The 10,893-nt window shown below is 71.8% G+C and carries 11 protein-coding genes; 6 read left to right on the top strand and 5 right to left on the bottom strand.

Features of this window, described 5'->3' with window-relative positions; translation table 11 throughout:
* Complete coding sequence (locus ACTJKO_RS00870) at positions 1-2,361, top strand: TIM-barrel domain-containing protein (protein ID WP_440684707.1); 2,361 nt, start codon at positions 1-3, stop codon at positions 2,359-2,361.
* A 10-nt stretch (positions 2,362-2,371) separates the two neighbouring features.
* Here the strand turns inward: ACTJKO_RS00870 and ACTJKO_RS00875 are convergent, their stop codons facing one another.
* Complete coding sequence (locus tag ACTJKO_RS00875; protein ID WP_440684709.1) at positions 2,372-3,391, bottom strand: LacI family DNA-binding transcriptional regulator; 1,020 nt, start codon at positions 3,389-3,391, stop codon at positions 2,372-2,374.
* An 85-nt stretch (positions 3,392-3,476) separates the two neighbouring features.
* Between ACTJKO_RS00875 and ACTJKO_RS00880 the strand changes: the two genes are divergently transcribed.
* Complete coding sequence (locus tag ACTJKO_RS00880) at positions 3,477-4,589, top strand: 5-methyltetrahydropteroyltriglutamate--homocysteine S-methyltransferase (RefSeq protein ID WP_440684711.1); 1,113 nt, start codon at positions 3,477-3,479, stop codon at positions 4,587-4,589.
* 102 nt (positions 4,590-4,691) lie between these two features.
* Positions 4,692-5,051: a UBP-type zinc finger domain-containing protein gene (locus tag ACTJKO_RS00885; RefSeq protein WP_440684713.1), complete on the top strand. Its 360-nt coding sequence runs from the start codon at positions 4,692-4,694 to the stop codon at positions 5,049-5,051.
* A 14-nt stretch (positions 5,052-5,065) separates the two neighbouring features.
* On the opposite strand, the gene msrA is transcribed toward ACTJKO_RS00885, so the two are convergent.
* The 3 genes from msrA to ACTJKO_RS00900 all read right to left on the bottom strand — a co-directional run bounded on the left by msrA (position 5,066) and on the right by ACTJKO_RS00900 (position 6,989).
* Entirely contained in the window at positions 5,066-5,587 is a 522-nt protein-coding gene (msrA, locus tag ACTJKO_RS00890; RefSeq protein WP_440684715.1) for a peptide-methionine (S)-S-oxide reductase MsrA, read from the bottom strand.
* Between the two features lie 94 nt (positions 5,588-5,681).
* Positions 5,682-6,503, bottom strand: a complete 822-nt coding sequence (locus tag ACTJKO_RS00895) for an aldo/keto reductase (protein ID WP_440684717.1) — start codon at positions 6,501-6,503, stop codon at positions 5,682-5,684.
* Between the two features lie 39 nt (positions 6,504-6,542).
* Positions 6,543-6,989, bottom strand: coding sequence for a MarR family winged helix-turn-helix transcriptional regulator (locus ACTJKO_RS00900; protein ID WP_440684719.1), 447 nt, complete (start codon positions 6,987-6,989; stop codon positions 6,543-6,545).
* 133 nt (positions 6,990-7,122) lie between these two features.
* Here ACTJKO_RS00900 and ACTJKO_RS00905 point away from each other — a divergent pair, with 133 nt between their 5' ends.
* The 3 genes from ACTJKO_RS00905 (at position 7,123) to ACTJKO_RS00915 (ending at position 9,645) form a co-directional block, all read left to right on the top strand.
* Positions 7,123-7,776, top strand: a complete 654-nt coding sequence (locus tag ACTJKO_RS00905) for a hypothetical protein (protein ID WP_440684721.1) — start codon at positions 7,123-7,125, stop codon at positions 7,774-7,776.
* Between the two features lie 133 nt (positions 7,777-7,909).
* Positions 7,910-8,794 (top strand): S26 family signal peptidase, encoded by an 885-nt coding sequence (locus tag ACTJKO_RS00910; RefSeq protein WP_440684723.1) that lies wholly within the window; start codon positions 7,910-7,912, stop codon positions 8,792-8,794.
* Positions 8,791-9,645: a LamG domain-containing protein gene (locus ACTJKO_RS00915; RefSeq protein ID WP_440684725.1), complete on the top strand. Its 855-nt coding sequence runs from the start codon at positions 8,791-8,793 to the stop codon at positions 9,643-9,645. Before ACTJKO_RS00910 ends, ACTJKO_RS00915 begins: the two co-directional genes overlap by 4 nt.
* Before the next feature lie 10 nt (positions 9,646-9,655).
* Here ACTJKO_RS00915 and ACTJKO_RS00920 read toward each other — a convergent pair whose 3' ends face one another.
* The gene (locus ACTJKO_RS00920; protein ID WP_440684727.1) at positions 9,656-10,888 is read right to left on the bottom strand and encodes an MFS transporter; all 1,233 of its coding nucleotides are present in this window, start codon (positions 10,886-10,888) and stop codon (positions 9,656-9,658) included.
* Positions 10,889-10,893 lie beyond the last annotated feature (5 nt).

Consider the following 10,893-nt stretch of genomic DNA (forward strand, 5'->3'; position numbering starts at 1 on the left):
GTGACCACGACGTCGCCCACGACGCTGCCCACCGTCCGTCCGTACCCCGGGTCCGACCCGGTCGCCGACCCCGCCGCGGTGGTCGTCGGGGAGCGCTGGCGGGTGACGGTGCTCGACGAGGGAACGTTCCGCGTCGAGTGGAGCGACGACGGCGGGTTCGAGGACCGCGCCTCGACCTTCGCGATCCGCCGACGCCTGCCGGTGCCCGAGTACCGCGTCGAGCGCACGGGCGACGGGATCCTCATCACCACCGCGCGAGCGCGCCTGCGGTACGACGGCCGGCCGTTCTCCCCGAGCGGCCTCGTCGTCGAGACGATCGGGCCGGACGCGAACCGGTGGCGCTGGGGGCAGGAACCGCGTGACCTCGGCGGCACCGCACGGACGCTCGACGACGTCGACGGCCGCATGCCGCTCGAGCCGGGGATCATCGCACGCGACGGCATCACCGTGCTCGACGACAGCGAGTCCTTCCTGTTCGAGGACGACGGCTGGATCGGCACCCGCATGCCGGGGCGCCGCGACGTCACCGTCTTCGCGTTCGGCCGCGACTTCGAGGCCGCGCTCCGCTCCTACCACGCGGTGTCCGGCCCGCCGTCGCTCGTGCCGCGCTGGGCCCTCGGCAACTGGTGGAGTCGCTACCACCCCTACAGCGACACGTCCTACCTCGCGCTCCTGGACCGGTTCGCCGAAGAGCGGCTCCCGTTCTCGGTGGCCGTCATCGACATGGACTGGCACCGCGTCGATTCCGTCCCGGAGCGGTTCGGCAACGGCTGGACGGGGTACTCGTGGGAGCCGATGCTGTTCCCGGATCCGGCCGGGTTCCTCGCCGAGCTGCACCGCCGGGGCATGCGCACCACGCTGAACCTGCACCCCGCCGACGGCGTCCGGGCGTTCGAGGACGCCTACCCGGCGGTCGCGGCCTTCATGGGTGTGGACCCCGAGGGCGAGCAGCCGATCCCGTTCGACCTGACCGACCGGCGGTTCCTGCAGGCGTACTTCGAGCTGCTGCACCACCCCCTCGAGGAGCAGGGCGTCGACTTCTGGTGGATCGACTGGCAGCAGGGCCGCACGACGAACCTGCCCGGGGTGGACCCGCTCTGGCTGCTCAACCACTTCCACCTGCTCGACTCGGCCAGGGACGGCGGTGCCGGGATGACGTTCTCGCGCTACGCCGGACCGGGCAGCCACCGGTACGGCGTCGGGTTCTCCGGTGACGCGGTGGTCTCCTGGGCCTCGCTGGCGTTCCAACCGGAGTTCACGGCGACCGCCGCGAACATCGGGTACCCCTGGTGGAGTCACGACATCGGCGGGCACACCCGCGGGGTCCGCGACGACGAACTCGCCACGCGGTGGGTGCAGTTCGGCGTCTTCTCGCCGATCATGCGCCTGCACTCGGCGAACAACCCGTTCATCCGGAAGGAGCCGTGGGTCTTCCCCGCGGAGGCCCGGGCGGCGATGGGGGAAGCGCTGCGCTTCCGCCACCGGATGGCCCCCTACCTGCACACCGAGAACCACCGGGTCGCCCGGGGGAGCGCGCTCGTCCGGCCGCTCCACCACCTCGAGCCCCGCCGGGACGAGGCGTACCGGGTGCCGAACACGTACCTGTTCGGCACCGAGTTGCTCGTCGCACCGATCGTCGCGCCCCGCGACCCCGTCTCCCTGCACGGTGTGGCTCGCGCCTGGCTGCCGCCGGGGACCTGGACGGACGTCTTCACCGGCACCGTGTACGCCGGCGACCGGTTCGTCGACCTGCACCGCACCCTGGACTCCGTGCCGGTCCTGCTCCGTGGCGGCGGGGTCCTGCCCCTCGCCGCACCCGACGAACTCGACGCCACGGCCAACCCCACGGCGTTCGAGGTGCTCGTCGCGCCGGACACCTCCGGCTCGTTCACCCTCGTCGAGGACCGGGAAGGAGCCGAGGGGCGCACCGTCGAGACCCGGCTGGAGTGGGATCACGACCGTTCCGAGTTCCGCGTGCACGGTGCCGTGGGAGCGCTCGACGCGATCCCGTCGCACCGCCGCTGGCGGATCACGTTCCTCGCCGCGCCCGCCGAGGGGCAGCGGGTCGACGCGCGTGCGTCCGACCGGTTCTCGGTCGACCTCGCGGCCGATGCGGCGACGGGGGCCGTGCTGGCGCTCGCCGGCGCCCCGGTCGTCGGTGTCGACGCCCGGGAAGCGATCCGCGGCGTCCTCGAACGTGCGCAGTCCGGCAACCCCGAGAAGCTCGAGGCCTGGGAGGTCGTGTCGAAGGACTCGGCGCGCGCCGACCGGATCGTCGAACTCGGGACCGTGGGCCTGACGGCGTCGCTCCGGGACGTGATCGTCGAACTCCTCGGCAGCGTGCACCCCGGCGAGCGGTGAGACGGAGCCCTCAGCCCACCGACCCGTCCGGGTACGGCGCGCTCTCGCCGACACGCAGGCGGTGCCCCACGGTCACGTAGCGGCCCGGCCGGGCGACCCCGTCCATCCGCTCCGCCAGCAGGTCGAGCGCCGTCTCGGCGAGTGCGACGGTGTCCGGGGCGACGCTCGTGAGGCTCGGGGCGAGGCTCGAGCCGAGGTCGATGGCGTCCCACCCGACGACCGCGATGTCCCGCGGGGCCTCGAGCCCGCGCAGGCGCATCGCCCGGAGCACGCCGACGGCGGCGAGGTCGTCCCGGCACAGCAGCCCGTCGACGTCGAGCCCCTCGTCGAGCGCGCGGCCGAACGCGGCCTCCGCGCCGACGGCGTCCCCGACCTCACGGGGGACGAGGAACTCCGTGGTGAGCCCGGCCGCGGCGAGCCCCGCGCGGTAGCCGTCGAGTCGGAAGCTCGAGGTCCGCGACTCGGGGCCCGTCTCGTGCCCGAAGAACCCGATGCGCCGGCAGCCCAGGGCAGCGAGGTGCGCGACGGCCTCGGCCGCGGCGCCGGCGTTGTCGATGGCGACCTGGTCGGACGACTCCGGTCGGACGTCCTCACCGAGGAACACCACCGCCGTGTCACCCCGGATGGCGTCGATGGCCTCGGGCGAGAGGATCTGCGGGTGGATCACCACGCCGTCGACGACGCCCGCCTCGCGTCCTCGCACCGCGGAGCGCTCGCCCTCCGCGGAGTCGCCGGTCTCCTCCAACAGGAGCTGGTACCCCCGTTCGGCGCACACCCGTGAGAACACGTGCGCCAGTTCGGCGAAGTAGGGGCGCCGCAGATCGGGGAACGCGAACGCGAGCATGTTCGAGCGGCCGGTCGCGAGCGTCCGACCGGACACGTTGGGCCGGTAGCCCAGTTCGTCGATCGCGGCCTGCACCCGGTCCCGCATCGGCGCGCTGACGTGCCGGTAGCCGCGCACGACGTTGGACACGGTCTTCATCGAGACGCCGGCGTGCACCGCGACGTCCTGCAGCGTGACCTTGCCCATCCGCTCACCGTACCGGCGCCCTCCGCCCGCGAGGCGGCGCCGTCGCGGCCGGTGACGACTGATTCCGGGCCGGTACCATCGGTGCATGTCCCCGCGCCCGCCGTTCCGAGCCGACGTCGTCGGCAGCTTCCTCCGTCCCGACACCGTGAAGGCGGCCCGCGCCGCCGCGGCCGCGGGCGACCTCGACGCCGCCGCACTCCGCGCGGTCGAGGACGACGCGATCCGCGGTCTCGTGGACGCGCAGCGGGACGCCGGCCTCCGGCTCGCCACCGACGGCGAGGCCCGCCGTGCGTGGTGGCACCTCGACTTCTGGGGCGGACTCGACGGCGTCGAGGTCGTCGAGCTCGACCACGGCATCGCGTTCCAGGGGGTCACCACCACGCCCAAGGGCATGCGGGTGACGGGCCCGGTGTCGTTCCCGTCGGACCACCCGTTCGTGCGGGACGCCGCGTTCGTCGTGGACGAGGCCACCCAGCGCGGGCTCACCGCGAAGTTCACGATCCCGTCGCCGACCGTGTTCGACTTCCGCCTCGACGCCGACCAGATCCGCACGGACCACTACGCCGACCGTGCGGCCATCACGGACGACCTCGTGCAGGCCTACCGCGACGCGATCGCCGCGTTGTACGCCGCGGGCGTCCGGTACCTGCAGCTCGACGACACCGCGTGGGCGTACGCCTGCTCGGACGTCGAGATGGCCAAGGCGCGCGACCGTGGGATCGACACGGACGGCATCGCGGAACGGTTCGCATCCGTCATCCGGCGCGTGCTGGAGGGCCGCCCGGAGGACCTCGTCGTGACCACCCACGTGTGCCGTGGCAACTTCCGCTCGACGTGGATCGCGTCCGGCGGCTACGAACCGGTCGCGGAGCAGCTGCTGGCGCACACCGGCTACGACGGGTTCTTCCTGGAGTACGACAGCGACCGCGCCGGGGGTTTCGAGCCGCTCCGGTTCCTCCCCGAGGGCGACCAGGTCGTCGTGCTCGGCCTCGTCACCTCGAAGACGGGGGAGCTCGAGGACCCCGCCGTGATCGAGCAGCGCATCCGTGACGCCGCGGCGTACGTGCCCCTCGCGCAGCTCGCGCTGAGCCCGCAGTGCGGGTTCGCCTCGACCGAGGAGGGCAACGTCCTCACCGAGGACGAACAGTGGGCGAAGGTCCGCAGCGTGGTCGAGATCGCCGGTCGCGTCTGGTCCTGAGACCCGGCGGGACGGACGGGAGGCGCGGCGCGGGCCCGCACCGCGCCTCCCGTCCGCCACCGGGCCGCGTCGGATCCGTCCGGGACGGGCCATGATGGCACCATGACGGACCACGCCGAGATGATCGACCCCGACGTCGCACCGAGTGGGGACGGCTGCGTCGAGTGCGACGCGACCGGCTCCTGGTGGGTGCACCTGCGCCGGTGCGCTGCGTGCGGCCACGTCGGCTGCTGCGACGACTCCCTCAACACGCACGCGACCCGGCACTGGGAGCAGACCGGGCACGCCGTCATCCAGAGCTACGAGCCCGGCGAGACGTGGTCGTACGACTACCGCGACGCGAGCACCTTCGAGGGTGTGGAACTCGCGCCGCCGACCAGTCACCCCGTGACGCAGACGGTCCCCGGGCCGGCTGATCGCCTGCCCGGGGACTGGTTGGAACTGCTCGGCGGATCGCGCTGATCCGCCGCGGGTGATCAGCTCGCGCTGACCGCCTCGTCGCGGTGCGGGAGCTTCCAGCCGGGGCGAACGAAGTGGCACGTGTACCCGTGCGGGTGCTTCTCGAGGTAGTCCTGGTGCTCCTCCTCGGCCTCCCAGAAGTCGCCCGCGGGCTCGACCTCGGTGACGACCTTGCCAGGCCAGATCCCGGAGGCGTCGACGTCGGCGATGGTGTCGCGGGCGATGCGCTCCTGCTCCGGCGTGGTGAAGAAGACCGCCGAGCGGTAGGACCGGCCGACGTCGTTGCCCTGACGGTCCTTCGTGGACGGGTCGTGGATCTGGAAGAAGAACTCCAGCAGGTCGCGGTAGGAGATCTGCGACGGGTCGAACACGATCTCGACCGACTCGGCGTGGTCGCCGTGGTTGCGGTAGGTGGCGTTCGGGGTGTCGCCGCCGGAGTACCCGACGCGGGTGCTGATGACGCCCGGGCGACGCCGGAGGAGCTGCTGCGCTCCCCAGAAGCAGCCGCCGGCGAGGATGGCGGTCTCGGTGGTGGTCATGTCGGCCTCCTTGATCGGTGTACCGCTGGCTGCGGCACCGTGGACGACAACCGGCGACGGGCCCGATCTGTTCCCGCCGCCGGTCGTCGCGGCGTCAGTTCGCGGTGTCCTGCAGGGCGTCCAGCGCGGCGACGTCCTCGGGGGAGAGGACGAAGTCCACGTCGGCGTTCTCGGCGATGCGCGACGGCGTCGTCGACTTGGGCAGCGGCAGCACGTCCTTCTCGAGGAGGTAGCGGATCGCGACCTGTGCGACGGACTTGCCGTACTTCGCCGCGATGTCGCGGATCTCGGCGTTCTCGAGCAGGCCACCGGTGGCGAGCGGCGAGTACCCCTCGGTGAGGATGTCGTGCTCGCGGTCGAAGGCGGTGGTCGCGTCCTGCGTGTTGCCGATGAACCAACGGATCTGGTTGGCGTGGGGGACGACGTCGGTGTTGCCGAGCAGGTGCTCGAGGTCGGCGACGTCGAAGTTCGAGACGCCGATCGAGCGCGTGTGCCCGGCGTCGTAGAGCTCCTCGAACACCTTCCACACCTCGACGTTGCCGTCACGGTGGTCGGAGCCCATGTCGCTCCAGGGCCACGGCGCGTGGATCAGGTAGAGGTCGACGTGCCCGAGGTCGAGGTTGCGGCTGGACTCGGCGAAGGCGTCGCGGGCGCCCTGGGCGGTCTTGATCTCGGCGGGGAGCTTCGTGGTGACGAACACCTCGTCACGGGGGACACCGCTGTCCCGGACGGCCTTGCCGACGCTCGCCTCGTTCCCGTACGCGAGCGCGGTGTCGATGTGCCGGTAGCCGAGGTCGAGCGCGGTCTTCGTGGCGTCGTAGGCGTCGCCGCCGGACGGGATCTGCCAGGTGCCGAAGCCGATCTTCGGGATGTGCAGGCCGTTGGACAGGGTGAACGTGTCGATGAGAGCGGGCATGCGCCGGACACTACCCCTCCGGTGTGTCCGTCAGGTCGGTCAGGGCAGCGCTTCGCCGGCCTGCTCGTACAGGCTCGTCGCCAGGTCGCTGAGGACGGCGAGGAGATCGCCCCCGTGTGCGGTGTCGACGGCCCGGAGCATGTCGCCGTACCGCCGCCGGTAGTCCGCCACCACGGTCTCGCCCTCCGGACGCAGACGGAGCAGGGACCCGCGGCGGTCGTTCGGGTTCGGCGCGCGCTCGACGAGGTCGGCCGCCGTCATCCGGTCGATCATGTTCGTCACCGCGCCGGAGGTGAGCCCGAGGTACCCCGCGACCTCCGTCGGAGTCGAGTACCCGGTGTCGCTGATGAGCACGAGGGCACGCAGGGCGTTCTCGTGCACACCCGCTCGGGCGCTCAGCTGGCTCACGAGGCTCGCGTTCGCGCGCACGACGGCGTCGAAGGCCGCCATCAGGTCGGCGGTGTCGGACATTCCGGGCCGGGTCACGGGTGCCCCTCTCTTTGGGGACAGTATACGAGTGGTCAACTTGATGAATGACTGACTATCTTGATCATTGAAGCAAATGAGCCCGAACCACTTGCTCCACACTCCCTGACCACCACACCCGAAGAGGTATCCCGTGTCCGACAAGCTCCGCACCTCCGCACTGAAGCGGATCCGCTTCGCCCCCGTCGCGCTCCTCGCGGGCATCTTCGCGGCCGTCCTGCTCTCCCTCTCGCTCACCGGCACCCTCTCCGGGTTCGCCGCGAGCATCACCAACAGCAGCAACACCGCCGCCAGCGGCACGCTGATCATGCAGGAGCAGAACGCCGGCGGCACCGTCACGTGCAGCAGCACCGACGGCGGCTCGGTGTCGACGAACGCGGCGACCTGCTCGACGATCAACAAGTTCGGCGGCAGCACCACGATGACGCCCGGCAACACCGTCAACACCGCGATCTCGATCAAGAACACCGGCACCGCGAACGCCGGCACCTTCACGCTCACGCCCGGCTCCACCTGCACGCAGTCGGCGAACGGCACCGCGAACGGCACCGCCACCGACCTCTGCGCCAAGATGAACCTCGTCATCACCTCGGGTTCGACGACCGTCTTCAGCGGCACCCTCGCCAGCTTCAAGGGCGCGGCGGCCTCGGCCTTCACCATGCCGGCCGCCCCCGCCGCCGGTGCGAGCGTCCCGTTCAACTTCGCCGTGACGCTCGACTCCTCGGCCGGCAACACCTACCAGGGCCTCGCCGCCTCGGTGCCGATGACCTGGACCTTCACCGCCTAGCCCCCAGACCGGCGACGCTCGGCCGACCCCCCCATCCCCCGCGGCCGAGCGTCGCCGCACCACCACCCGCACCACCCCTCCCGCACCACCCCTCTCGCACCACCAGCCACCCAGCACAGGACCGGAGCAGCACATGAGCCAGACCGCAGCCGTCCCGCTGAGCGGCATCCTCGACCGCCCGCTGCTCGGCGGTCACACCGCGACCCGCACCGAGACCGTCCTCGCCTGGTCCGTCGCCGCGATCGCCGCCGTGCTCCTCGCCGGCGCCGTGTTCTTCCTCTCCGCCGGGGGCCGCTGGTTCGTCGTCGAGACCCCGTCGATGGGCGAAGCCGCCCCGGTCGGCACGCTCGTCCTCGACCTGCCGGCCGACGTCTCGGACCTCCACGTCGGCGAGGTCGTCTCCTTCGCCACGCCGGCGAACCCGGGGGTCGTCTACACGCACCGCATCATCGCCGTCGACGCCGACGGCGGGCTGCACACCCGGGGCGACATCAACGGAGCGACCGACCCGTGGACGCTCACGCAGGCCGACGTCATCGGTACGCCCGTCCTGGTCGTCCCGCACCTCGGGTGGCTGTTCCGCGCCGCCCCGGTCCTGCTCATCGGGACGCTCGTCATCTGGACGCTCACGAGCGTCTTCACGGACAGGGTGACCCGCAGTTGCCTGCGGATCGCCGGCGGTGCGCTGACCACCGCGTACGCCGCGTTCATCCTCAAGCCGTTCGTGAACGTCACGACCATGACGAACACGTCCACGCCCACCGGCGTCGAGGCCACCGTCGTCTCGTCCGGGATGTTCCCGGTCCGGGTCGAGGCCCACGGAGCCACGCCCGTGCACCTGGTCGACGGCCAGGTCGGGCACGTGGTCATCCACGAGCTCACCCGGAACGGCCACTACCAGTTGACGTCCAACATCGACCTCGGGCCGGCGGGCTGGGCGCTGCTGATCGCCGCGTGCCTGATCCCGCTCGTGCTCTGCCTCGCGGTCGGTCGCGTCGAGACGGTGCGTGCCTCGTGAGTCTTCGTCGCCTCCGTGACGGCCGGGTCGTCGCCCTCGTCCTCGTCCTCGCCGTCGCCGTCGTCGGTCTCTGGAACGCCTTCGCACCGACGCTCTCGGCGTACAGTGCCGCGGTCACGAACAGCAGCAACAGCGCCGCGACCGCCCCGTACTTCACCTGCTCCGGCGCGGTCGGCGCCGACACGGCGAACGCCCTGTTCGCCTACCGCCTCGGTGAGGCGTCGGGGTCCACGACCGCGACCGACTGGTCCGGCAAGGGGCTGAACGGCACCTACCAGGGATCGATGACGGCGGCGACCCCGAGCCCGAACGCCTGCCCGAGGGACGCCGGGAGCTCCTACGTCCTGAACGGGTCGACGAGCTTCGTGTCCACGCCCCGGTCCTACACGAACCCCAGCACCTTCAGCGAGGAGGTCTGGTTCAAGACCACCGTCGCGGGCGGCATGCTCATCGGGTTCGGCAGCAACCAGGTCGCGACCTCGGGTCAGCACGACCGGCAGATCTACCTCAACACGTCCGGGCAGCTCGTCTTCGGCGCCTACAACGGCACGACGCAGGTCGTGACCTCGCCGAACACCTACACGGACGGTGCGTGGCACCACGTGGTGGCGACGTTGTCGGCGAGCACCGGGATGCGGCTGTACGTCGACGGGTCCCTCGTCGCGTCCAACGCCTCGTACACGGCGGCCGAGAACTTCACCGGGTACTTCCGGATCGGGTACGACACCATCTCGGGGTGGCCCGGGCAGCCCTCGAACTTCGCGTTCACCGGCTCCATGCGGTACGCCGCGGTCTACAGCACGGTGCTGTCCGCCACGCAGGTCGCGAACCACGCCGCGGCCGGTCGCTGACGAGCGACCGTCAGGGGCACACGACGGCCGCGGAGCCGGTGGGCGTCTGCTCGGTCACCGGCGCGTCGGCGACGGGTGCCGCGTTCGACCGGCGCAGACCCAGCGCGACGAGCACGACGGCCCCGACGACGGCGACCGCCCCGGCCAGCCAGAAGTCCGCGGCGAGGCCCAACGAGGACACCGCCGCGCCGCCGAGGACCGACCCCGCGGCGATCGCGAGCTGGATCGTGGTGACGAAGAGTGCCAGGCCGGTCTCCGATCCGCCCGGCGAGGCCGTCGACATCCACGTCTGCATGCCGAGCGGCAGCGCGCCCCACACCAGTCCCCACACGACGAGCAGGATGAACACCCCGACCACGGAGTGCGCCAGCAGCGGGAGGAGGACCACCGCGCCGGCGAGCACGAACTTCGCGGAGCCGATCGTGCCGAGGACGCTCCGCCCGAGGGTGAAGCCCGCCGCGAAGTTCCCGACGATGCCGGCGATCCCGAACACGAGGAGCGCGATCGTGATGGTGTCCGGACCGACGCCGACGAGCTGCTGCAGGTACGGCGCGATGTAGGTGTACGCGGCGAACTGCGCGGCGAACAGGAACGCCGCCGCGATGAGGCCGACGCGTGCCCGCGGTACCCGGAGCAGCGATCCGAGGGTGCCGAACCGGACGCGCTGCTGCGCGGGGATCCGGGGCAGCATCGCCAGCTGCAGGCCCAGTGCGACGAGCCCGAGGACCCCGCCGATCACGAACGCGAGGCGCCACGAGGCGAGGGACGACACCAGTGCGCCGAGCGGCAGGCTCACCACGGTCGCCACGGAGACGCCGGCGGTGATGAGCGAGGTCGCGCGGATGACCGCGTCGGGACGGACGAGTCGGCCGGCGATCCCCGCGCCGATGGCCCAGAAGCCGCCGATCCCGACGCCGAGCAGCATCCGGGCGGCCAGGAGGACCCAGAACGACGGTGCGACCGCGGCGAGTCCGTCGGCGACCACGAGCAGGATCGTCAGCGACACGAGCACGACGCGGCGGTCCAGACGGGAGGTCCACACGGTCACGACGGGTGCGGCGACGGCGCCGACGAGCCCGGTGGCGACGACCATGAGCCCCGCTGTCCCGATGCCGACGCGGAGGTCGGAGGCGATCGCCGGCAGGAGGCCGATGGGGAGGAACTCGGACAGGACGAGGACGAAGGACCCGAGCGCGACGGACGCGACGCTGAGCCACCCGCGGCGCTGGTCTGACGATGTCATGCGGT

Source organism: Curtobacterium sp. 22159 (assembly GCF_052045775.1).
Taxonomy (GTDB): domain Bacteria; phylum Actinomycetota; class Actinomycetes; order Actinomycetales; family Microbacteriaceae; genus Curtobacterium.